Here is a 22,553-nt window from a genome sequence, read left to right as displayed (position 1 = left end):
GTCATCCTAATAAAGCGGGGATGAACGACCCGTTATCGCCACCGACGATCAGAAGGGCAGCTTAAAACCGGGCGGCAGGGAAAGACCGCTGGTCATCTTCGACATTTCTTCCGAACTTGCTTCGTCCGCCTTCTTGCGTGCATCGTTAAAGGCGGCGGCGACGAGATCTTCCAGCATCTGCTTTTCCGATGGAACCAGCAGGCTGTCGTCGATCGACACGCTTACGATCCGACCCTTGGCCGAGGCCCGAACCCTGACCAGGCCGCCGCCAGCAGCGCCCTCAATTTCGATCTTGTCGAGATTATCCTGCGCCCGCTGCAGTTCCTCCTGCACCTTGCTGGCCATGTTCAATATCTCGTTCAAATCTTTCATCGCTCTGCGCTCCATGGTTCGGTCCGATCGAGATCGGCTTCGGGAAAAGCCGCAAGCACGGCCTTCACCACCGGGGTATCGAATATCTCGGCGCGTTCGCGCGCCTGGCTTTCCTGCTGCTGCTCTAGCAAAGTGGGCGCGGCGCTCCCTTCGCTACGCCTGACCTGCCAGGTAGAGCCCGTCGCCTTCTGCAACTCCATGCCCAGGGTTCGGCAGAAGTCGCCCTCGCTCCAATCCTGTGTAAACTGCAATTCAATTTCGGGCGGATCGAAACGGACGACTCGCACGCAGTCATGCAGGAAGTCAGCGAGCCGACCCTTTTTTTGTTCCCATAAAAGGTCGACCACGGCCTTCACATCCTTGGGAAGCGATGTAGTGCCGGAGGAAGACGATGTCGGCGTCGTCGTTTTGCTGGGGATCGCATCAGAGCCACCTTGGCGCAGCAGTCGCGCAATCTCGCCGGGATCCGGCATGGACGCCGCGTGCATGACCCTCAGCAGCGCCATCTCGCAGGCTTCAATGGGGAAAGCGGCGCTCGCCACTTCCTCATGCCCCTTGAGCAGTAGTTGCCACAGGCGATGAAGCGGCGCGAAACCCATTTCGGAAGCCCATTCAGCCAGCGCCTCACGCTCCTCGGCCGACTGCCCCGGATTAGCGATGTCGCGCCCAGCCTTCACCAGGGTTACCGCGTGAACCAGCTCCAGCAAGCCGCGCATCAGCGCCAGCGGTTCGACGCCCAGCGCATATTGCTCACGAACCGCGCCCAACAGCGCCGCCGTATCGCCCTCCAGCAACAGGCCCAGCAGGCGACGAACAGCGCCCCGGTCCGACAGGCCCAGCATTTCCCGTACCTGGGCGGCGGTGACCATCGGAGCCCCCTCGCCCATTTCCGCATGGGCGATGGCCTGATCGAGGATGGAGAGCCCGTCACGGGCCGATCCTTCGGCCGCCTGCGCGATCAGCGCCAGAGCGTCCTCTTCGGCCGCCACTTGCTCGGCATCGACGACATGGGCGAAATGGGCCGCCAGCAGTTCGGCGGGAATACGGCGAAGATCGAAGCGCTGGCAGCGGGAAAGCACCGTTACCGGCACCTTGTTCACCTCGGTCGTGGCAAACAGGAATTTCACATGCGCTGGCGGCTCTTCCAGTGTCTTGAGAAGCGCGTTGAACGCATTCTTCGACAGCATGTGCACTTCATCGATGATGTAGATCTTGTAACGGGCGGACACGGCCGCATAGCGCACCGCCTCGATGATCTCCCGGACATCGTCGACGCCGGTGTGGCTGGCGGCGTCCATTTCCACAACGTCGATATGGCGGCCTTCCGCGATCGCACGGCACGGTTCGCAAATACCGCAAGGATCAATGGTGGGGCCACCCTGGCCATCCTCGCCGATGCAGTTCAAAGCCTTTGCGATCAGGCGGGCGGTGGATGTCTTGCCGACCCCGCGCACCCCGGTCATCAGGAAAGCATGCGCCAGTCTGCCGCGCCGAATGGCGTTGCCAAGCGTCTGGACCATGGCGTCCTGCCCGATCAATTCGCGAAAATTGCGCGGCCGGTATTTGCGCGCGAGAACGCGATAGGGTTGAGGTGAATCGGACATGGAAACAATCTAGCGGCTTGAGGAGCGGCTGTCGAAGCCGGAAAGCCGAATAAGGGTGGGAGCCGGAACGACCCGCGGCGAAATCGTTGTGGCTGCTTCCGTCAGGACCTGACCAGGTTGGCGACGACCACGTCCGCCCGACTCCCGGCGCGGCATATGGCGAAAGGCTGCGCCGATGGCAAGAGGCGGGTCACTAAAGCCCCGTCGGCTGCGCCTTTCCAACGAAATCGAGAGCCGCGCGTGCTGCTTCGGCAATTGCCGCATCCGCCGCCTTGGCGTCAACGGTTGGGCGGTCGAGATAGATGGCCAGGATATAACGCTCGCCCGAAGGCGCCTCTACCAGCGCAACGTCGTTGAAGGCGGTGCCGCAACTTCCCGTCTTTCCGCCCGAAGTCCATCCCGGCGGCAGGCCCGCTTTTATCCTCTTGTCGCCTGTCTTGCTGGCATTCAGCCAGCTTGTCAGCCGGGTTGCGCTTTCGGCCTGCATGTCGCGAAACAACAATCGCCCTATCAGTCCAGCCATCGCTGCGGGACTCGTCGTGTCGCGCGGATCGCCCTGCGCATTTTCGTTCAGCGCGGGTTCCACGCGATCAAGCCGCGTTACCGTATCACCATGCGCCCGCACGAATGCTGTCAGCCCTTCCGGCCCGCCGATCATGGGCAGCAGGAGGTTGGCGGCGCTGTTATCGCTGACCTCGACCGCAGCTTTCGCCAGTTCCTCCATGGACAGGCGGCCCCGCTTGCGGTTCGCCTTTACCACGGGCGCATAATCCAGAAGATCCTTGTCGGTGAAGGCCACCTGTCCTTCCAGCCCAAATCGCCCCGCATCCGCGCCCATCAGGACCGCCGCCGCCAGCGGCGCCTTGAAAGTCGAGCACATCGCGAAGCGCTCATCCCGATTGAAGCCCAAAATCAAAGCGCCCTTGCTGTCCACCAAAGCGATACCCAGGCGGCCTCCCGTTTCCTCTTCGATAGTCCGGGGATTGCGGATCGCCTTCATCACCGACTCGCTCACCATGTAGCGGGGCGGTGGCGGCAGCAGCGACTGGCGCGCGCCATCCTGTTGCGGAGCTGCGTTTCCAAGCCCTAACGTCAACGCGGCTGTCAGCAATACCAAGCGCAGGCGCATGCTCACATGCCCTGCATATTGCAGGACTCGCTCGGAATACGAACCGTCAACCCGTCCAGCTTGTCATCCAGCACGATCTGGCAGGACAGGCGGCTGGTCCGCGTCGCCGCCGCCGCCAGGTCCAGCATGTCTTCCTCCGCCTCGCTCGCGGCCTTCAGTCTCGGAAAATCCTGCGCTTCCACAATGACATGACAGGTGGAGCATGCCATCTGCCCCTCGCACGTGCCCTCCAGCGGCTGCCCGGCCGCCTGCGCGACATCCAGCAATACCGATCCGACATCGGCATCGACCTCCTGGCGGTTTTCCCCATCCGCGCTGATGAACGTGACCCTTATCATGATTGCGACTTCCCTTGACTACGGCGCCGCTTGTACGGCTGCCGCCTCGTTCATTGTCTTTGCGGCACTCTCCAGTTCGGCCAGTGTCGTGTACCGGCCAAAACCGATCCGCACCGATCCGCGCGCCTGCCGATCGGAAAGTCCGATGGCGCGTAGAACATGGCTAGGCCGCCCGGAGCCACTAGCGCAAGCACTACCCAGCGAAAAAGCGACATCGCGGCAATCCGACAACAGTCGGGCGCCATCCATACCCTCTTGCCGGATATTCAGATTGCCATGATAGCGCGCCTCCACGCTGCCATTGATTGTCCATCCTTCAAACAGTTGGAGTGCGCGCCGCCATAGCGCCTCGACATGGGCACGGTCCTGCTCGCCCCTTTCGCGCATCAGCCGTGCGGCAACGCCAAACCCGGCGCACAGGGCCGGCGACAGCGTGCCCGATCGCAGGCCACCCTCCTGCCCCCCGCCATGCATGACAGGATTAAGCGCCACACCATCGCGCAACCACAACGCGCCAACGCCCTTGGGGCCGTGGATCTTGTGCGCACTGATCGCCACCATGTCGCAATTGTCAGGGATCTGGACGCGTCCATAAGCCTGCACCGCGTCGCACAGGAACAACGCGCCCGCGCGATGGGCAAGGTCCGCCAGCCTTTCGACAGGCTGGATCACGCCGATTTCATTGTTGACCAGCATCGCTGCGACCAATCCGACGCCCGGCTGGATGGCCGCCTGCGCCGCATCCATATCGACCAGGCCGTCGCCGCCGACCGGAAGGATGGTCACTTTGCGCCCCTTCGCCTCAAGCGCTGCGACCGTATCCAGAACCGCGGCATGCTCGGTCGCCAGCGTCACGACATCCCCGCCCGGAACACCCTGGATCGCCAGGTTAAGCGCCTCGGTCGCGCCCGATGTGAAAAGCAGGCGGCCGCCATCCGGCAAGATTCTGCCGATCTCGTCCCGCGCCCGCTCAACCTGAGCCGCGGCAGCCCGGCCCAGCCTATGAGCGCTGTGGGGATTGGCGAACTGATCGCGAAGCAGTGGGACCATGGCGTCAAAGGCTTCGGGCGCTAGCGGCGTCGTCGCCTGATAATCGAGGTAGATGGTCATCGCCGTCGCTCCGCCATCTTGACCCATTGATCAATGAAGCGGCCGATGTCCGCCTCGCTGGTCGAAGGTCCGAAGCTGACGCGTACAACCTCGCTGGCGGCAGTCTCGTCCCACCCCATCGCGCGCAGGACATGGCTGGTCTTTAGAGAACCCGATGAGCAGGCGCTGCCCGCCGAAACGGAAATGCCCGCAAGGTCGAACTGAATGAGTTGGGACCGGGCCGATAAGCCCGGCATGCGATAACTTGCGATCGTCGGGATGCGCGGCGCGGCGCGGGCGACAATCTCGCCGCCTGCTGCCTCTATTGCCTCGTCAAGACGACCACGCAGTTGCGCCGCTGACGCCAACCAATCGCCCCCCTGCTCCAGTGCTGCCGCCATAGCGAGGACGCCCGGCAGATTTTCAGTGCCCGCCCGATAGCCCTGCTCTTGCCCGCCGCAGGGCTCGACGAGCGACAGATCCCGGACGAGAAGCGCACCGACGCCCGGCGGCCCGCCAAACTTATGCGCGCTGATCGCGATCATGTCCGCATCGGGCAACGGCAGCTTCCCCGCGCTTTGCGCACAGTCGGCGAAGACGATCACGCCTTCGCGACGCATCTGGCCGAGCGGCTGGATCACCCCTGTCTCGTTGTTGACGTGCTGGACGGCGACTAGCTGGCTCGGGCGGTAGGCCATGGATTGAAGCTCAACCAATCCGTCGGTAGTGACCGCAAGGCGCGCGGCATCCGGCGTAACGCGCAGCACCGAATCATGCTCGACCGGCGAAGTGCATATCTCGCTTGCCTTGGCGCGCGTCACGCCGATGGCTATCGCCTCGCTCGCGCCGGATGTGAGCAGCACATGCCCCTTCCACCCCAGCGCCGCCGCGATACGGGATCGTGCACCCTCCAGTGCCGCCCGCGCGGCTCGGCCTTCCGCATGAGGACTGGACGGATTGGCCCAGCTATCCATGGCCTGCGCCATCGCAGCCTTTGCCGACGCCAGCATCGGGGTCGTCGCTGCATGGTCCAGATAAAGGCGATCGGCAGCCACGAAGGGATGTTACTCATTGATTGCGGAAATGGCGGCGCCTTCTATATAGGCGGTCTGCCGCGCAACGCCAGCACTGGCTTGCGCGCGCCCGCATCCAACCGCCTGCCTCCTTTTTTCGGGTGGCGGCCAGAACCATAACAGGTGCCATGCCCGACGTAATCTTCCCTGGACCCGAAGGCCGCCTAGAAGGCCGCTTCAGCCCCCCGCCCCGGCCTCGCGCCCCCGTCGCGATGATCCTGCATCCGCATCCGCAAGGCGGCGGCACGATGAACGACCGCATCACCCAGGCGCTGTACAAGACCTTCGTGAAGCGCGGTTTCGCCGTGCTGCGTTTCAACTTCCGGGGCGTAGGCCGCAGCCAGGGGACGTTCGACAACGGGATCGGCGAGCTGAGCGACGCCGCCGCCGCGCTCGATTGGGTGCAGAGCTTTCATCCCGAAGCGCAGACCACATGGATCGCGGGCTTTTCCTTTGGCGCATGGATCGGCATGCAATTGCTGATGCGCCGCCCGGAAATTCGCGGCTTCATCTCGGTCGCCCCACCGGCGAACATGTATGATTTCTCTTTCCTTGCGCCCTGTCCGGCGTCCGGGATCATCGTGCAGGGCACCGCTGACGAGGTCGTCACCGCCAGCGCCGTGCAAAAACTGGTGGACAAGCTACGGACGCAGAAAGGGATCACAATCCATCACGATGAGATTCGCGGAGCCAACCACTTTTTCGAACATGAACTCGACCAGCTGATGAAGTCGGTCGACAATTATCTCGATATGCGGCTGGCCCCGGACTCTCCGATCCGCTGAGAATTTTCGCGATTTTAAGAACGGGCCGCTCGCAAAGCGGCCCTTTTTTTGCTCCGGCCCGGCGCACGGCAGGTCGCCGGAGCACGCATGGCGCATGCGTTCACGGCCTTTCCCAACACCGGACCGCCAGGCGGCCAAGAAATTGTTGCTTGGCCAGCCCGCGGACGCCCCCTAGCGGCGCTGGCCATGAGCGATGAGAAGAATGCCCCAGACCGTCTGATATGGAGCCGTTATTACAGCGCCTTCATCCCTGCGCCGCCTGGCCCCGGTTTCATCGACCGGCTGAAGGCGGCCAGCGGCGCCATTGGCGGCATCGCCATCACCGGCCTGCTATGCGGTCTCATGCTCGGAAATGGCATTGCGCATCCCTTGCTGGTCGCGCCCATGGGCGCCTCGGCCGTGCTGCTGTTTGCAGTCCCGGCAAGCCCCCTGGCGCAACCATGGCCGGTCCTGGGCGGCAATATAGTGTCCGCGATCATCGGCATAACGATCGCCCGGCTGATCCCCGACCCGACCATAGCCGCAGCCCTTGCAGTAGGGTGCGCAATCGCAGGCATGTCTCTTCTGCGTTGCCTTCACCCGCCGGGTGGCGCGGTCGCGCTCTCGGCAGTGCTGGGCGCAACCAATGGCGATCCCAGCTATATGTTCGCGCTGGTGCCGGTGGGCCTGAACACCGCGCTACTGATGACCGTGGCGATCCTGTTTCATCGAGTCGCAGGGCATAGCTATCCCCACATCGCGGCCAAGGCGCCCACCGCCCATGGCACGAACGATCCTGCGCCTCTGCTACGCACGCCGCCGTCGGAACAGGATGTCGAGGAAGCATTGCAAGCCTATGGCGATGTGCTGGACGTGGACGCCGCCGACTTGCAGGTCGTTCTGCATGACGCGGAAGTCCGGGCGGCAGAGCGCAGTCACGCCCTGCTGACCTGCGGCGAGATCATGTCGCGCGACGTCATATCGGTCCGTCAAAGGGAGCCTGTCGCGCACGCCCGCCGATTGATCCACGACCGACGCCTGCTGTCGCTGCCCGTCGTGGACGATGCTGGACGCGTCAGGGGGCTCGTCGGCCCACTCGATCTAGCCAGAGACGGCAAGAATGCGGGCGACATCGCCTCCAAACCCTTGCTGGTATCGAACGAAACGCCTGTGTCGCAACTGCTCCGCCCCCTCACCAGCGGCTTCCGGCGAGAGGCAATCGTCGTCGACCGGGCGGGGAATTTGCAGGGACTGGTTACGCAAACGGACCTTCTTGCGGCGTTGGCCCTGCGGGCCTGATCAGTCGCGCCCTTGTTCCAGCATCGGGACGTCCGGGCCCGGAATGGCGGAGATTGCGACGTTGGCGAACATCACCAGGCCCGCTATGATCATCAGGAACCCGCGCTTTCGGTCCCCCTTTTTCACGATTGCGTAAACGCCGCCGCCGGTCAGGAACAAACCCGCCAGCATCAGGATGGATAATATCGTTGCTGCCATGAAGCAGGCCATAAGCGGCCAGCTGGACTGTGGCAATTGCGCGCCGCCCCTCCTAAGAGGCGCGAGAACGAATCACTCATTGCGTGACAGGACGACTTCACCGTGAAAATCGCCATTGCTTCCGATCATGCCGCCGTTGATCTGAAGGCGGAACTCGCAGACTGGCTGCGCGCCGAAGGGCATCAGGTCGATGATCTCGGCCCGGCCACCGCGGACCGCGTGGACTATCCCGACTATGGGTACAAGCTCGCATCGGTGGTGGCCTCCGGCGCTGCGGAGCGTGGCATCGCGCTGTGTGGCTCGGGCATCGGCATTTCCATCGCGGTCAATCGCAATCCGGCCTGCCGCTGCGCGCTTGTGTCCGAACCCTTGTCGGCCGCACTTTCCCGCGAACATAATGATGCAAACGTCCTGGCGCTCGGCGCGCGGCTGACCGGAGTTGACATGGCCAAGGCCTGCGTCGCCACTTTTCTTTCCACCGAATTTGGCGGGGGCCGTCATGGCGGCCGCGTCGAAAAACTCTCCCAGCCCGCGCTTTAAGGAGCCTGCCCGATGAGCACCGCAACCCTCGCCCAGCCCGATCTGTCCGACATCCGCGCGGAAGGCTATTTCACGCGCAGCCTGGCCGACGCCGATCCGGCCGTGTTCGCTGGCGTCACCAAGGAATTGAAGCGCGAGCAGAACCAGATCGAACTGATCGCGTCGGAAAACATCGTGTCCAAGGCGGTGCTGGAGGCGCAGGGTTCGGTCTTCACCAACAAATATGCCGAAGGCTATCCGGGCAAGCGCTACTATCAGGGCTGCGCACCTTCCGATGAGGTCGAGCAGCTCGCCATCGACCGCGCGAAGCAGATTTTCAACTGTGGCTTCGTCAATGTGCAACCCCACTCGGGCGCGCAGGCCAATGGCGCGGTGATGCTGGCCCTGACCAAGCCGGGCGACACCATCATGGGCCTGTCGCTCGATGCCGGTGGTCACCTGACCCACGGCGCCAAGCCCGCCCTTTCCGGCAAATGGTATAATGCCGTGCAATATGGCGTGCGCGAAGACACGCACATGATCGATTATGACGCGCTCGAAGCGCAGGCGATCGAGGCGAAGCCGACGCTGATCATCGCGGGCGGTTCGGCCTATCCGCGTCACCTGGACTTCGCCCGCTTCCGCGCGATTGCCGACAAGGTCGGTGCGCTGCTGATGGTCGATATGGCGCACTTCGCCGGCCTCGTCGCAGGCGGCGCGCACCCCACGCCCTTCGGCCATGCCCATGTCGTCACCACCACCACGCACAAGACCCTGCGCGGTCCGCGCGGCGGCATGATCCTGACCGATGACGAAGCCATCGCCAAGAAGATCAACTCGGCGGTGTTCCCCGGCCTTCAGGGCGGCCCGCTGATGCATGTCATCGCCGCCAAGGCCGTGGCCTTTGGCGAAGCGCTGCGTCCCGAGTTCCAGACCTACGCCCAGGCGATCGTCACCAATGCCAAGGCGCTGGCGGCCAAGCTCGAACAGCGCGGCCTCGCCGTGGTGTCGGGCGGCACGGACACGCACCTCGCGCTCATCGACCTGCGTCCCTATGGCATTTCCGGCAAGGACGCGGACGAGGCACTGGAGCGCAGCTTCATCACCTGCAACAAGAATGGCGTACCGGGCGACCCGCTTCCGCCGACCAAGACCAGCGGCATCCGCGTGGGTTCGCCCGCTGGCACGACGCGTGGCTTTGGCGTTGCGGAATTTGAAGCCATTGGCGACATGATCGCCGACGTCCTCGAAGGACTGCGTGACAATGGTGAACATGGCGACGCCGCAGTCGAAGCCGAGGTGCGGGAACGCGTCTCGGCCTTGTGCGCCCGTTTCCCCATCTACGAGGGCTGATATCCTCAACCGCTCGTGTCGAGCATGGTCGAGACACACAATCTGTGCCATTTCGTGTCTCGACTCGCTCGACCGAACGGAGAATTTGACTGAATGCGCTGCCCCTTCTGTTCCCATGACGACAGCCAGGTAAAAGACAGCCGTCCGACCGAAGATGGCGCAGCCATCCGCCGTCGTCGGCAGTGCGAGGCCTGTGGAGCGCGCTTCACTACCTTCGAGCGCATCCAGCTTCGCGATATTTGGGTGGTAAAGAGCGAGGGGCGCAAGGAAGCCTTCGACCGCGACAAGCTCGCTCGATCCATCGACATCGCCTGCCGCAAGCGCCAGATCGATCCAAGCCGTCTCGAAAAGCTCATTTCCGGCATCCAGCGCCAGCTTGAAACAAGCGGTGAAGGCGAAGTGCCCGCCCGCGCGATCGGGGAAATGGTGATGGAGGGCCTGAAACGGCTCGACAGCGTCGCCTACATCCGCTTCGCCAGCGTCTATAAGGATTTCACAGACGCGCGCGACTTTGAGGATTTCGCAGGCACCGTGAAGGAGGTCGGGAGTGAGTGACGCGCGGCCGATTTCTGGCCAGCCTGTCATCGTCCTTGTGCGTCCTCAACTCGGTGAGAATATCGGCAAGGCCGCAAGGGCGATGCTGAACTTCGGCCTCACCGAGCTTCGCCTGGTTTCGCCGCGCGATGGCTGGCCCAACCCGGATGCGGGACCGTCAGCCGCCGGGGCCGACATCGTGCTCGAAAAGGCAGAATTGTTCGACAGCCTTGCCGATGCGGTGGCTGACTGCGCTCATGTCTATGCCACCACCGTGCGGAAACGTGGCGTCACCAAGCCAGTAGTAACGCCGGACGAGGCCGCCCGCGAAATCCATGCTGCCACCGGGCGGTCCGCCTATGTCTTTGGCCCGGAACGGTCCGGCCTGGAAACGGAAGACGTCGCCGTCGCACGCAAGATTGTCACCGTGCCGATCAACCCGGAATTCGGATCACTGAACCTGGCGCAGGCGGTCATACTTTGCGCCTATGAATGGTCGAAAGGGGCCCGGCTTGAACAGCCGACGCTGGTCGATTTGGGCGAACCAGCGCCCCAAGCGGAACTGGACGGCATGATCGCCCAGTTCGAAACATTGCTTGAAAACGCTGGCTATTTCTTCCCGCCCGACCGCGCGCCTGCGACCAAGCGCACCTTGCGCAACCTGCTGACCAAGCCCGGCTGGAACCATCTGGAAGTTCGCACGATGCGCGGCGTCCTTTCGGCCTTGGGCAACCCCCGGCAGCGTTAGGCTCTAAGGCGGTCGAACTCGATCATCTCATAGGCGATCGACGCCTCTACCAACTGATCCCACAGCGTAGCCAAAATGTCGGCCGGGGCGCCCAGACGAACCGCCTCCTGCCTGATATTGTGGATGACTTCGGCCTTGCGCGCCTCATCGCGAACAGCGCTCCGTTCGGGCTTTATCCGTGCGGCGGCGCGCATATGGGCGAAACGCTGCTCGAACAGCGCCACAAGCTGGCGGTCGATCTCATCTACGCCGGCGCGGACTTGCGCCATGGTCGTGTAGTTTTCGGGGTTCATGGGGCAAGCTGACTAGGCCGCTCGCGCCGCCCTGTCGAGGGTTGACATCGACCCCGCCCTTCTTCATAGGCGCGCCTTCGCGATTGGTCCCGCATCCCGGTGAAGCGGCGGCCCTGCCCCTGAAATATGGAAACAGGCGATAACCGGGAATAACGTTGTTAGCGATTGTAAGGAATTATCATGTCGAAGCGTTCCAGCGCCAAGTATAAACTCGACCGCCGTATGGGCGAGAATATCTGGGGCCGCCCCAAGAGCCCGGTCAACAAGCGCGAATATGGCCCCGGCCAGCACGGTCAGCGCCGCAAGGGCAAGATGTCGGACTACGGCATCCAGCTCAAGGCGAAGCAGAAGCTGAAGGGCTATTACGGCGACATCACCGAAAAGCAGTTCAAGAAGAACTATATCGAAGCCGCCCGTATGAAGGGCGACACCGGCCAGAATCTGATCGGCCTGCTTGAGCGCCGTCTGGACGCCGTCGTCTACCGCGCCAAGTTCGCGCCGACGATCTTCTCGGCCCGTCAGATCGTTTCGCACGGCCACATCTATGTGAACGGCGTGAAGTGCAACATCGCCAGCCGTCTGGTGAAGCCGGGTGACGAAATCACCCTGGGCAAGAAGGCGCAGGAAATGGCGCTGGTTCTCGAAGCGCAGAGCCTGCCCGAGCGTGACATTCCCGACTATGTGTCGCCCGATGGCGCCAGCAAGGTGACTTATGTCCGCGTTCCCTCGCTGGACGAAGTACCCTATCCGGTGAAGATGGAACCCAATCTGGTCGTCGAATTCTATTCGCGCTGATCAGTTTCCCGGTTTTGGAATGTTGGAAGGGGCGGCCTCTCGGGGTCGCCCTTTTCTTTTGTGCAACAGCCCCTTGCCCATGGCGGGTGGCGCTGGCACAAAATCGCATCCTTCCTTTTCCGGGGCTTTTGCGATGCGATCCACTCTATCTGCAGGCCTGATCGCTCTCCTCGCCGGGGGCGCGGCATTGGCGGCCCCTTCCGATGTCACCCCGTCGATCGACACGATGAAAGAAGTCGTGAAGGAAATTTCGTCCGACGCCTATGAAGGCCGTGCGCCCGGCACGGTGGGTGAGGAAAAGACGCTCGCCTATCTGGTTCAGCGGTTCGAAGCCCTGGGACTGAAGCCGGGTAACAAGGACAGCTGGTTCCAGGACGTTCCGCTGGTCGAAATCACCGCGAAGAACGTCACGCCGATGCGCTTCACCGGCGGAAAGACGCCGCTCTCGCTCGACTATGGATCGCAGATGGTCGTCGCCACATACCGCACGGCCCAGCCCCATATCGAGGTGAAGGACAGCCCCGTCATATTCGTGGGCTACGGCATCAACGCACCGGAAAAAAAGTGGAACGATTATGCCGGGGTGAATGTCCGCGGCAAGACGGTCGTCATTCTCGTCAACGATCCCGACTATCAGGCGACGGCCTTGCACGGCCCCTTCGGCGGGCGAGCCATGACCTATTATGGCCGGTGGACCTACAAGTTCGAGGAAGCAGCCCGGCAGGGCGCGGCTGCCGCGATCATCGTGCATGACACGGCGCCCGCCGCCTATGGCTGGAACGTCGTGCAGTCGAGCTGGACAGGCGCGCAACATGTGGCCGACAGCGCCAACGGCAATGCGAACCAGTCCGCTGCGATCGGCTGGATGCAAAAGGACAAGGCGGCGGCGCTGATGGCCAGCGCGGGCCTCAATCTCGACACGCTGAGCGCTGCGGCGAAAAAACGCGGCTTCAGGGCCGTGCCACTGAAGGGCGTGAAGGCCAGCATCTCCTTCGATAACCTGATCCGCAAGCACAGTTCCAGGAATGTCGTCGCGCTGCTGCCGGGCAAGGCACGACCTGGTGAATATGTGCTCTATACTGCCCATTGGGACCATCTTGGCCGGTGCGAGGCAGCGCCCGACGGGGACGATATCTGTAACGGCGCAATCGACAATGCGACCGGGACTGCGGCGCTCGTCGCGCTGGCGGAGGCCAATGTCAAAGCCGGTCCCACTGAACGCAGCCAGGTGTTCCTTGCCGTCACCGCTGAAGAATCCGGCCTCCTGGGGTCAGCCTATTATGGCAATCGCCCGGTTTTCCCGCTGAACCAGACGGTTGGCGGCGTCAATATGGATGCGCTCAGCATGGCGGGACCGGCCAGGAATGTCGTGGTGATCGGCAAGGGCAAGTCACAGCTGGACGCCTATCTCGATCGCGCACTGGCTGCGCAGAACCGGGTGGCGAGCCTGGAGCCCACGCCGGAAAAGGGCTTTTATTACAGATCCGACCATTTCAGCTTCGCCAAGCACGGCGTGCCGATGCTCTATTTCGAAGGCGGTCAGGATTTGCAAAAAGGCGGCCCGGAGGCGGGCGCCAAAGCGGCCAGAGATTATGAAGAACATCGCTATCATGCCCCGAAGGACGAATATGATCCCAATTGGGATTGGACCGGCGTGAAAGCTGATCTGAGGCTTTACTATGATGTTGGGCGGGCGTTGGCGAATGGGACGGACTGGCCCAACTGGACGCCGGGCGATGAATTTCGGGCGATCCGCGACAAGAGCCGGGCAGATAAATAATCTGCCCCTCAGTTCCCTCTCTGCCGGTCCTGACGCTGGGTAATCCCCAAGCCGAGTAAGCTGATCGGCCGCACTCTGCTCTCAGTGATCGCAGGACAGCGCCTCTTCGCGTGCCCCGTCTCATTGTCGGACTCGGTCCGTCATAGCTGCGGGTTACGTTACGGATGCATAACGTTTATGACCGTGCCACCGAAAGAATCGGGGTCGCAAAAAAGGGGGGATCTTGGAGATCAACAACCCAGTCACAATCTTGCACGTTGGCAAGCTCGTTACAGCTGACAGGGAATGCCTGTGCGTCGTACATTCGCTCTCGTCGCGCCAAGCGCTTGTCCGGACCAGCCTGCCGCTCGGCGCAGGCGAAAGTGTTACATTGGGCCTGCGTAACGGCTTTTCCGTGTCCGCCGTCGTCGGGCTTGTCATGAGCGATCTTGTGTCGCTGCTGTTTGAAGACCTCGTCTCCATCACCACCATATTGGCGGAGCAACGCGACGGAAGGAGTGAAAGGGGAGCGGTGCGGCTGAGGATTGCCATGCCCATTTCCATAAGCACTTCGACCGGCGTTCAGGTCAGCATGATGCAGGACATTTCCTTGTTCGGCATCAGGGTCTTGGACGAATTGGAACAGTTGCAGGACAATCTGAAAGTTCAGGTGGCGATAGACGGCCTTGGCAAGCGGGATGCCACGGTCCGCTGGCGCCAGTCCCCCTATACAGGCCTCAGCTTTGAAGTGCCGTTGGGTTTCAAACTGCTGGATCAATGGACCGCCCAAATAGCGAGTAGGGATGGAAACTGAATTTGGCGCTTTCATGCGGGCTTTGATCCTGTAGAGGGCGAAAAAGGATCGCGCTCTACAGGAGAATGCTCATGACATTCCGTATGCCAGCCGAATGGGCGCCGCATGACTGGACCTGGATCGGCTTTCCGACCAATCCGCAGGAATGGCCAGGCGCGTTCGATGCCGCTCGCCAGCAGATCGCCGACTTCGCCAATGCGCTTCATGCGGATGGACGCGGCGAGCAGGTGCGGCTGGTCGTCGCCAGCGCGCCTGACGCCCAGGTCGCAAAGGGCATGGTCGTGCCCGACGTCGAGATCGTCGTCCAAAAACTGGGTGACGTCTGGCTGCGCGATACCGCCCCAATTGCCGTAATGCGCGGCCAGGAGCGCGCGCTGGTCGATTTCGGCTTCAACGGCTGGGGCGGCAAATATCAGATGCCGGGCGATGAAGACATCGGTGTGCGCCTCGCCGCCATGACAGGGCTGCCCACATCATCCCAGCACTGGATATTCGAAGGGGGAGCGGTCGACACCGACGGCACCGGCCTTTTCGTGACGACCGAACAGTGCCTGCTCAACCCAAACCGCAATCCGGATCTGGACCGCGGAAAGATCGAAACGCTCTTGGCCGGATCGCTCGGACTGTCCGACATGCTGTGGCTTGGCGAGGGACTGCTGAACGATCACACGGACGGCCATGTCGATAATCTGGCGCGTTTTGTGGCGCCCGGCATACTGGCGCTGCCCGAAGCCAGCACGGACGATGATCCCAACGCCGCCATTTACGCCGACGCCCGCGCGCGGGCGCAAGCATTCGGGGTGGAAGTGGCGTCGATCCCCTCCCCCGGCCGCGTCGTGGTGGATGGCGAAGTCATCCCGGCCAGCTACATGAATTTCTACATCGGCAACGCCGCCGTCATCGTGCCCATCTATGGCCAGCCCAATGACCAGGCCGCCCTTGATGCCCTCAGGGCCTTCTTCCCTGGCCGGGAGATTGTCGGGCTGCGGAGCGACGCCATTCTTTCGGGCGGCGGCAGCTTCCACTGTTGCAGCCAGCAGATGCCGTCCGCAGCATGATCGGGATGCTGGCGCTGCGGGCGCTTCTGTCGGGTATCATCATCACCATCATATCGGTCGTGTCGCGCCGCTATCCGGCACTGGGCGCGCTGATCGCATCCCTGCCGCTGATCTCGGTGCTGGGCATGATCTGGCTGTGGAACGATCGCCCCGACGCGGAAAATATGGCGCGGCATGCAGAGGCGACATTCTATTATGTCCTGCCCTCACTGCCCATGTTCCTGTTGATCCCCGCTATGTTGCGCCGGGGGATTTCCTTTCCAGCCGCGCTGATCGCAGGTTGCGCAGTGACGATCCTTCTCTATCTCGCAACCGTCGCCATCGTCGCTCGCATGGGCATTCGTCTCTAGGACTCCAGAGGATATGACCAAAGTCACCGTCGCCGCACTCCAGCTCGCCTTTTCGGAGGACATGGACAATAATATCGCCATGGTCGCGGACCACGTGGTGAAAGCCGCTGCGCGCGGCGCGAAGATCATCCTCCCGCCCGAACTGTTCGAAGGCCCCTATTTCTGCAAAGTAGAGGACGAGGCCCTGTTCGCCAAGGCCCAGCCCCTGGGCGAGCATCCCGCCGTACAGGAGATGCGCAAGGTAGCGAAAGCAGAGCGGGTCTATATACCTGCCAGCTTCTTCGAGCGCGATGGGCAGCATCATTATAACTCCCTCGCGATGATCGACGATGAAGGCGAGATCATGGGGGTCTATCGCAAAAGCCATATTCCCGACGGGCCCGGCTATGAGGAAAAATATTATTTCCGTCCCGGAAACAGCGGCTTCAAGGTATGGGAAACCCGTTATGGCACCATCGGCGTCGGCATCTGCTGGGACCAATGGTATCCCGAAGCGGCGCGCGTAATGGCGTTGATGGGCGCTGAAATGCTTTTCTACCCCACCGCCATCGGATCCGAACCTTATGACGCGGATCTGGACACCAGCCGCATGTGGCGCCGCGCCATGATCGGCCACGCGGTCAGCAACTGCATGCCCGTGATCGCCGCCAATCGTATTGGGGAGGAGGATGGCCAGAAATTCTATGGTCACAGCTTCATCTCCGATGAATGGGGCGATTTCGCCGCGGACGCTGACGCAAAGGATCATGGTGCGCTGGTCGCCACGCTTGACCTCACGCAGGCACGAAAGCACCGCGCTGGCATGGGCTTCTTCCGCGACCGGCGGCCCGAACTTTATGGCCGGATCGCACAGGACATCTGACGGGAAGCGATAGGATGACGATAGCGCGCGCTATGTGATGCATGCCAAGGCGGGAATGGAAGCTGCGCTGGATGGACCGCCAGAGAGCGCCTATCTCGACTATCTGATGCGCTGACCGGACGCCGCGCCCTCATCCAGCAACGCCGTGGCCTTTTCAAAGACGGCGGAGAACATCTCTTCGGTCAAACGGCCCGTCATCATGTTTCGCCTGGAGCAATGATAGCTGTCGATGACGATCTTGCCGCTTGGCATCCTGTGTTCCGCCAGATGAGCAAAGCGCGCCTTTGGCAGCTTGCCCCCCAGCACCTTCACGACCGACTGGTGGGCGACCTCCCCCAGCGCGACAAATATATGGGCGTCAGGCAAAGCCGCGACTGCGGATTTCAGGAAAAGTCGGCAGTTATGCGCTTCCTGCGGCAGCGGCTTGTTTTCGGGCGGAAGGCATTTGACCGCGTTGACGATAACGACATCCTTCAGCACCAGACCATCGTCGGCTCTTGCTTCATAGCGCCCCTCTGTCAGCCCGAACTTTGCAAGCGTCGCAAAAAGCAGATCCCCTGAAAATTCGCCAGTAAAAGCGCGGCCGGTGCGATTGGCGCCCTGCTTTCCCGGTGCCAGCCCAACCACCACGATCCGCGCCTGTGGATCGCCGAACGCCGGGACTGGCGCGTTCCACCAATCTGGATGCTCCGCCCGGCATGCCTCCCGCAATGTGGCGAGGCGCGGGCACAGGGGGCAATCGAGCGGCGCTTCAGCATGCGCGATGGGGCTTTGCAGCGTCATGCCCAGCGGTTACGCCCTATCCGATGCGCAAGACAAGCATTCTCCATCTCTATGCGCTCGCCCTCGGGTCCAATCGCCCGCTTTCGGCCGAACGCGCGCCTTCCCGGCTGCTGCAGGATGCGACAGGTGAGTTGAAGAAACTGGGCAAGATCGCCGCCATCGCGCCCGCCATGATGACGGCCCCGGTCGGCCCTTCCCTCAGGCTATTCGCCAACACCGCCCTGTTGATCGAAAGCCCGCTACACCCAAAGGCGATGCTGGCGGCGCTCCAGCAGATCGAGAGAAGTCTCGGTAGACGACGTCACCGCCGCTGGGGCGCGCGCAGCATCGACATCGACATCATCCTGTGGTCCGGGGGCCGCTTCAACAGCCGCACGCTCCATATTCCCCACCCCGCATTTCGCAGCCGCGATTTCGTGCTCTCCCCCCTCATCGCGATCGCACCGAGGTGGCGAGATCCTGTTTCCGGCCTGTCCGTGCGCCACCTGCGCGCGCGTCTGCAAAAAGCCGCGCCTTTGCCACGTCCTAGAGGTTGACCAGCCGCATCTCGGCCTTTAGGGCGTGCGGACCTCACCCGTGAGGGCCCTTAGCTCAGTCGGTAGAGCAACTGACTTTTAATCAGTAGGTCGCTGGTTCGAATCCAGCAGGGCTCACCATATTCCCCCGTCAGATCCGGCGAAGCGAGCGTCGGCCATGCCTCTCCTTAAGGCATGGCCAGAACGCGCGCTCACACGCCGGTTATGCGGATGCCCGATCCGGGCACCTTATATTTGCGGTTGAGCGCGATAAGGACAGAGGTCAGTCCTTCGGCCACTACGGAATTGCATAGCGGTCCGGCATTCCATGCACGCAGGCCTATCTCCTCGGCGAGCGCAACTACCAGGTCGGCGGCTTCAGGGTCATCGGCACAAACCAGAACGTCGCATTCAAGGTCCGCGTCCAGCTTGGTCAGGTGATGCGCGCTGATGTTCTGGAAAGCGGACACGACGCGCACCCCGTCGCCCAGCATCTTCTGCACCGCTTCCACGGCCGAACCACCGTTGGGCAACTGCACACGGCTGACCTTGGGCGGCACCAGGGGAACAGTAACGTCGATCAATATCTTGCCCGCTAGTGCGCTTTCGACGTCCTTCACCGTCGATTGCTGCGCGGCGTAGGGAACGGCCAGGACGACGATCTCCGCCTGCGCTGCGGCATCGGCATTGGCGGCACCCGTCACATCGCCACGGCCCAGAACCTCGTTCATCTGCGCGGCAGATTCCTGCGCCCGTTCGGCGGTACGGCTGCCGATGATCACCTTATGCCCCTTGCTGGCCCAGCGCAGCGCCAATCCGCCGCCTTCCTTGCCGGTCCCGCCTAGTACGGCGATTGTCGCCAGCTGCTCATTCTGCGTCACACATGCTCTCCTGTTTCAATAGTCGCGCCTTGGGAGCGGCTCCGAGAGCCCTTTTCAGCAAATTGCGCCGATATGCAAATATCGGGACCGGTCAGTTCAGGACTTCAACACCACCCTGCGTAATCGACCGAGGCCCCACCTGCACATCCTGTCCCGCAACCCGGAAAATGCAGCCCTCATCCACGCCATTGATGCACAGGAAGAAGCCGGACTTGCGATAGCGTATCGTCATGCGCCTGCGCCCGGCATCCTCCCATTGCGCGGAAGTCAGTGGTTGCCCATTCTCATCCAACCACTCCACATCCTCATCCGTCAGTAACGACGGATCGCCCAACTCAGCCCGATCCGCACGCAACGCCGCCATTTCAAAGCTATGCGCTTCAATGGCTGGATCGCGCGCCGTCCAATCGACCCATCCTATCGCATTATCCTGCGCATAGGCGTTGTTGTTACCCTGCTGACTGCGCCCAAATTCGTCCCCGGCGGTCAACATGATGGTCCCGCGTGAGCAGAACAGGGTGGAGAGAAGCGCCTTGACGTCTCGCAGGCGGGCTTCAGCAACGGCGGGGTCATCACTTCCCCCTTCAACCCCGTTATTCCAACTGAAATTCTCACCATGGCCGTCGCGGTTCTGCTCGCCATTCGCTTCGTTATGCCGATGTTCGTATGCGGTCAGGTCGGCCAGCGTAAAGCCGTCATGCGCCGCGATGAAATTAACCGTCCGGCTGCTCCGCGCCCCGCCGAAAAAGTCCGATGATCCCGCCAGGCGCGTTGCGAATGCGCCGAGCATGCCAGCATCCCCGCGCCAGAACCGCCGCACATCATCGCGATAGCGGTCGTTCCATTCGATCCATGGCGGTCCAAATCGACCAAGCTGATAGCCGCCCGGACCAATGTCCCAAGGCTCGGCGATCAGCACCCGATCGTTCAGCACCGGATCGTCGCGCATCGCCCGCAACAAGGGCGCGTCCGGGTCGAACCCATGCGGCAAGCGCCCCAGCGCCGGCGCCAGATCGAACCGGAATCCATCGACGCCCGCTTGCGTCACGAAATGCCGCAGCGACGCCAGGATCAAATCCTGCATCGCTGGATGATTGCAATCGATGCTGTTGCCGGTGCCCGTATCGTTGATCAGCCGCCCATCAGCGTCATGCCGGAACGCTCCTCGCGCATCCAGCCCACGAAGCGACAATGTCGGCCCCAGCGCATCGCTTTCGCCGTTATGATTATAGACCATGTCCAGGATCACGCCGATGCCCGCCGCGTGCAACGCCTGCACGGCTTCTCGCAACTCGGTCATGCCGCCGGGCGCGATGCGCGGGTCCAATGCAAACCAGCTGACCGGATTGTATCCCCAGGCGTTGCGCAGCCCCAGCGGCCCCAGATGCCGCTCATCGAGCCATGCGGTGATCGGCATCAATTCAACCGCGCTGACATTCAGCCGCCGCAGATGGTCGATGATCGCCGGATGTCCAAGCGCCGCAATCGTCCCGCGCTGCGCCTCAGGCACATCGGGGTGCAACATCGTAAAGCCGCGCACCTGCAATTCGTAGATCAATCCGCCGCGCCTGAACAATGGCGGCGCGGAGGGGCAAGGCGGCAAGGGCTTCGCGGCCACGCCCTTGGGCATCATCGCCGCCGTATCCACGCCATCTCCCCTGGGCGCAGCCAGCAGCGGATCATAGACGAACGGCCGGTCAATCGCGCGCGCATAGGGGTCCAGCAACAGTTTTGCAGGATCAAACCATAGCCCAGCCGCCGGTTCATAAGGGCCGTCGGCCCGCAATCCGTAGCGTGCCCCCTCGCTCAACCCCGGGACTTCAAGCGTCCAACAACCCTCTTCATCGCGCGCCATGGGAAGGCGCGTTTCGCTATCGCCAGCGTCGAAAAGACAAAGCCAGAGCTGCGTAGCGTCGGGCGCGCGGACGCGGAACCGCGCGCTATTCCAGCCTATCTCGGCTCCAAGCGCCGTCACGCCGCGCCCTGAATGAGCGACCGGAACAGCGCCGCATAGCGCGCTGCGCTGTGGCTCCAGGAAAAATCGGCGCGCATCCCTGCCCGCTGCATCGCCTGCCACTGCCCCTTGTCGCCGTGCAGCCGGATTGTCCGCGCGATCGCCCCGTGCAGCGCCAACGCGTCGGACGGAGCAAAGACGACACCCGTCGCCGCGCCCGCGCCCACCGCAGCCTCATTGGCGTCGATCACAGTGTCGGCCAACCCGCCCGCACGCGCGACTACGGGCACGCAGCCATAGCGCAGGCCGTAGAGCTGCGTCAGCCCGCATGGCTCGAAGCGGGATGGGATCAGGATCGCGTCACCGCCCGCCTGCATCAGGTGCGACAAAGGCTCGTCATAGCCGATATGCGCACCCACCCGCCCGCGATGCCGGTCCGCCGCCGCCAGGAAAGCGCCCTCCAGCGGATGATCGCCCGCTCCCAGCACCGCGAGCTTGCCGCCCAATCCCACCAGATGATCGATAGCTTGGGCGACCAGATCCATGCCCTTTTGCCATGTCAGGCGGCTGACGATGATGAACAGCGGCGCATTGTCCTGATCCAATCCGAAATGCTTTTCCAGCGCCCGCCGGTTGGCCGTCCGCCCGGCGAGGGCGCGCGCGGAAAAATGCCGCGCGATCAGGCCGTCAGCTGTCGGGTCCCAGATCGCGGTATCGACACCATTCAATATGCCATGCAGCCGGTCGGCCCGGCCGTTGATCAGCCCGTCCAGTCCCATGCCCTGCGCTGGCGATCGGATTTCCTCGGCATAGGTTGGGCTGACCGTCGTGATAGCTTCCGCCGACACCAGCCCGGCCTTCAGATAGCCGATGCCGCCATAATATTCGACCCCATCGACCCCCCACGCCTCTGGCGGCATCCCCAGCCCGGCAAACACATCCGCCCCGAACCTCCCCTGAAAGGCGAGGTTGTGGATCGTCACGACCTTGGGCACCGTGTGCGCGGGACCAAAGCGCATATAAGCCGCCGTCATCGCCGCCTGCCAGTCATGGGCATGCACCAGCCGGGGCCGCCAACCCTTGATCCCGTCAGCGGCGATATCCGCCCCAACCTGCGATAGCGCGGCGAAACGGCGCCAGTTATCGTTCCAGTCGGTCCCGGTCAGGTCGCCATAGGGCCCGCCTTCCCGATTGAAAAATTCGGGCGCGTCGAGCACCAGCAGGTCCAGTTCCCCGACCTTCGCCGCCAACACTGACGCGGTCGCCCCGAACAGCGCATCATAGCGTCGCACCGCCTTTACCTTGCCCAGCCGCGAAAGCAGGGAGGGATAGCCCGGCACAAGAGTCCGCACGGCGATGCCATGTTCCGCCAGCGCGGCCGGCAACGCGCCCGTCACATCGGCCAGCCCGCCTGTCTTGATCAACGGATAGATTTCGGAAGCGACCGAAAGCACTTGCATCGACACTGT

The 22,553-nt window shown here is 62.7% G+C and carries 24 protein-coding genes, 1 tRNA gene, 1 other RNA gene and 1 pseudogene; 14 read left to right on the top strand and 13 right to left on the bottom strand.

Features of this window, described 5'->3' with window-relative positions; all coding sequences use genetic code 11:
• Nucleotides 1-48 precede the first annotated feature (48 nt).
• From K663_RS07235 to K663_RS07205, 7 genes are all read right to left on the bottom strand, one after another.
• The gene (locus tag K663_RS07235) at nt 49-372 is read right to left on the bottom strand and encodes a YbaB/EbfC family nucleoid-associated protein (protein WP_062120535.1); all 324 of its coding nucleotides are present in this window, start codon (nt 370-372) and stop codon (nt 49-51) included.
• Nucleotides 369-1,976: a DNA polymerase III subunit gamma/tau gene (locus tag K663_RS07230; RefSeq protein ID WP_062115955.1), complete on the bottom strand. Its 1,608-nt coding sequence runs from the start codon at nt 1,974-1,976 to the stop codon at nt 369-371. Before K663_RS07230 ends, K663_RS07235 begins: the two co-directional genes overlap by 4 nt.
• 51 nt (nt 1,977-2,027) lie before the next feature.
• Nucleotides 2,028-2,125, bottom strand: an RNA gene (gene ffs / locus K663_RS07225) — signal recognition particle sRNA small type.
• Nucleotides 2,126-2,169: 44 nt separating this feature from the next.
• Nucleotides 2,170-3,105 carry an SGM family class A beta-lactamase gene (gene blaSGM / locus K663_RS07220; RefSeq protein ID WP_062115952.1) on the bottom strand — a complete coding sequence of 312 codons (936 nt, stop codon included), beginning with the start codon at nt 3,103-3,105 and terminating at the stop codon, nt 2,170-2,172.
• A gap of 2 nt (nt 3,106-3,107) precedes the next feature.
• Nucleotides 3,108-3,443, bottom strand: a complete 336-nt coding sequence (locus tag K663_RS07215) for a 2Fe-2S iron-sulfur cluster-binding protein (protein WP_062115947.1) — start codon at nt 3,441-3,443, stop codon at nt 3,108-3,110.
• Nucleotides 3,444-3,461: 18 nt separating this feature from the next.
• Nucleotides 3,462-4,580 carry a cysteine desulfurase family protein gene (locus K663_RS07210; protein WP_062115944.1) on the bottom strand — a complete coding sequence of 373 codons (1,119 nt, stop codon included), beginning with the start codon at nt 4,578-4,580 and terminating at the stop codon, nt 3,462-3,464.
• Nucleotides 4,550-5,587: a cysteine desulfurase family protein gene (locus tag K663_RS07205; protein ID WP_062115941.1), complete on the bottom strand. Its 1,038-nt coding sequence runs from the start codon at nt 5,585-5,587 to the stop codon at nt 4,550-4,552. Before K663_RS07205 ends, K663_RS07210 begins: the two co-directional genes overlap by 31 nt.
• 146 nt (nt 5,588-5,733) lie before the next feature.
• Between K663_RS07205 and K663_RS07200 the strand changes: the two genes are divergently transcribed.
• A complete protein-coding gene (locus K663_RS07200; RefSeq protein ID WP_037463024.1) occupies nt 5,734-6,390 on the top strand; it encodes an alpha/beta hydrolase in 657 nt (218 codons plus the stop codon).
• 186 nt (nt 6,391-6,576) lie between these two features.
• The gene (locus K663_RS07195) at nt 6,577-7,668 is read left to right on the top strand and encodes an HPP family protein (protein ID WP_062120533.1); all 1,092 of its coding nucleotides are present in this window, start codon (nt 6,577-6,579) and stop codon (nt 7,666-7,668) included.
• Here K663_RS07195 and K663_RS07190 read toward each other — a convergent pair whose 3' ends face one another.
• On the bottom strand, nt 7,669-7,866 hold the full coding sequence (locus tag K663_RS07190) for a hypothetical protein (RefSeq protein ID WP_062120530.1): 198 nt from the start codon (nt 7,864-7,866) through the stop codon (nt 7,669-7,671).
• 102 nt (nt 7,867-7,968) lie between these two features.
• On the opposite strand from K663_RS07190, the gene rpiB reads away from it, so the two are divergent.
• The 4 genes and pseudogenes from rpiB to K663_RS07170 form a co-directional block, all read left to right on the top strand.
• The gene (gene rpiB / locus K663_RS07185; protein WP_062115938.1) at nt 7,969-8,406 is read left to right on the top strand and encodes a ribose 5-phosphate isomerase B; all 438 of its coding nucleotides are present in this window, start codon (nt 7,969-7,971) and stop codon (nt 8,404-8,406) included.
• Between the two features lie 12 nt (nt 8,407-8,418).
• Nucleotides 8,419-9,738: a serine hydroxymethyltransferase gene (gene glyA / locus K663_RS07180; RefSeq protein ID WP_062115934.1), complete on the top strand. Its 1,320-nt coding sequence runs from the start codon at nt 8,419-8,421 to the stop codon at nt 9,736-9,738.
• Between the two features lie 93 nt (nt 9,739-9,831).
• Entirely contained in the window at nt 9,832-10,293 is a 462-nt protein-coding gene (gene nrdR, locus K663_RS07175; RefSeq protein WP_037463029.1) for a transcriptional regulator NrdR, read from the top strand.
• A 22-nt stretch (nt 10,294-10,315) separates the two neighbouring features.
• Nucleotides 10,316-11,020, top strand: a pseudogene (locus K663_RS07170) (RNA methyltransferase); the annotation flags it as partial.
• Here K663_RS07170 and K663_RS07165 read toward each other — a convergent pair.
• Complete coding sequence (locus tag K663_RS07165) at nt 11,017-11,313, bottom strand: chorismate mutase (RefSeq protein WP_062115926.1); 297 nt, start codon at nt 11,311-11,313, stop codon at nt 11,017-11,019. The pseudogene K663_RS07170 and the gene K663_RS07165 sit on opposite strands and share 4 nt — an antisense overlap.
• Nucleotides 11,314-11,493: 180 nt before the next feature.
• Between K663_RS07165 and rpsD the strand changes: the two genes are divergently transcribed.
• From rpsD to aguB, 6 genes are all read left to right on the top strand, one after another.
• Complete coding sequence (rpsD, locus tag K663_RS07160) at nt 11,494-12,108, top strand: 30S ribosomal protein S4 (protein WP_037463032.1); 615 nt, start codon at nt 11,494-11,496, stop codon at nt 12,106-12,108.
• 133 nt (nt 12,109-12,241) lie between these two features.
• A complete protein-coding gene (locus K663_RS07155; protein WP_062120527.1) occupies nt 12,242-13,888 on the top strand; it encodes a M28 family metallopeptidase in 1,647 nt (548 codons plus the stop codon).
• Nucleotides 13,889-14,111: 223 nt separating this feature from the next.
• Nucleotides 14,112-14,681: a PilZ domain-containing protein gene (locus tag K663_RS07150; protein ID WP_062115923.1), complete on the top strand. Its 570-nt coding sequence runs from the start codon at nt 14,112-14,114 to the stop codon at nt 14,679-14,681.
• 71 nt (nt 14,682-14,752) lie between these two features.
• Nucleotides 14,753-15,739 (top strand): agmatine deiminase family protein, encoded by a 987-nt coding sequence (locus tag K663_RS07145; protein WP_062120524.1) that lies wholly within the window; start codon nt 14,753-14,755, stop codon nt 15,737-15,739.
• Nucleotides 15,739-16,089: a DUF3147 family protein gene (locus K663_RS07140; RefSeq protein ID WP_145902322.1), complete on the top strand. Its 351-nt coding sequence runs from the start codon at nt 15,739-15,741 to the stop codon at nt 16,087-16,089. Before K663_RS07145 ends, K663_RS07140 begins: the two co-directional genes overlap by 1 nt.
• Before the next feature lie 13 nt (nt 16,090-16,102).
• Nucleotides 16,103-16,951, top strand: coding sequence for an N-carbamoylputrescine amidase (gene aguB, locus K663_RS07135; RefSeq protein WP_062115919.1), 849 nt, complete (start codon nt 16,103-16,105; stop codon nt 16,949-16,951).
• A gap of 99 nt (nt 16,952-17,050) precedes the next feature.
• On the opposite strand, the gene K663_RS07130 is transcribed toward aguB, so the two are convergent.
• Nucleotides 17,051-17,734 carry a uracil-DNA glycosylase gene (locus K663_RS07130; RefSeq protein ID WP_062115915.1) on the bottom strand — a complete coding sequence of 228 codons (684 nt, stop codon included), beginning with the start codon at nt 17,732-17,734 and terminating at the stop codon, nt 17,051-17,053.
• A gap of 23 nt (nt 17,735-17,757) precedes the next feature.
• Here K663_RS07130 and folK point away from each other — a divergent pair, with 23 nt between their 5' ends.
• Both folK and K663_RS07120 read left to right on the top strand, forming a co-directional pair.
• Nucleotides 17,758-18,270 (top strand): 2-amino-4-hydroxy-6-hydroxymethyldihydropteridine diphosphokinase, encoded by a 513-nt coding sequence (folK, locus tag K663_RS07125; protein ID WP_062115913.1) that lies wholly within the window; start codon nt 17,758-17,760, stop codon nt 18,268-18,270.
• A 44-nt stretch (nt 18,271-18,314) separates the two neighbouring features.
• A tRNA-Lys gene (locus tag K663_RS07120) sits at nt 18,315-18,390 on the top strand.
• 71 nt (nt 18,391-18,461) lie between these two features.
• Here K663_RS07120 and npdG read toward each other — a convergent pair.
• The 3 genes from npdG to glgA form a co-directional block, all read right to left on the bottom strand.
• On the bottom strand, nt 18,462-19,130 hold the full coding sequence (npdG, locus tag K663_RS07115) for an NADPH-dependent F420 reductase (RefSeq protein WP_062115910.1): 669 nt from the start codon (nt 19,128-19,130) through the stop codon (nt 18,462-18,464).
• Nucleotides 19,131-19,221: 91 nt separating this feature from the next.
• Nucleotides 19,222-21,105 carry a glycogen debranching protein GlgX gene (glgX, locus tag K663_RS07110; protein WP_062115907.1) on the bottom strand — a complete coding sequence of 628 codons (1,884 nt, stop codon included), beginning with the start codon at nt 21,103-21,105 and terminating at the stop codon, nt 19,222-19,224.
• A complete protein-coding gene (glgA, locus tag K663_RS07105) occupies nt 21,102-22,550 on the bottom strand; it encodes a glycogen synthase GlgA (RefSeq protein ID WP_062120517.1) in 1,449 nt (482 codons plus the stop codon). The genes glgX and glgA overlap by 4 nt, the downstream gene beginning before the upstream one ends.
• Nucleotides 22,551-22,553 lie beyond the last annotated feature (3 nt).

The organism is Sphingobium sp. MI1205, assembly GCF_001563285.1.
Classification (GTDB): domain Bacteria; phylum Pseudomonadota; class Alphaproteobacteria; order Sphingomonadales; family Sphingomonadaceae; genus Sphingobium.
The sequence above is the reverse complement of the archived record's forward strand: the minus strand, read 5'-3'. Positions and strand labels throughout refer to the sequence as shown.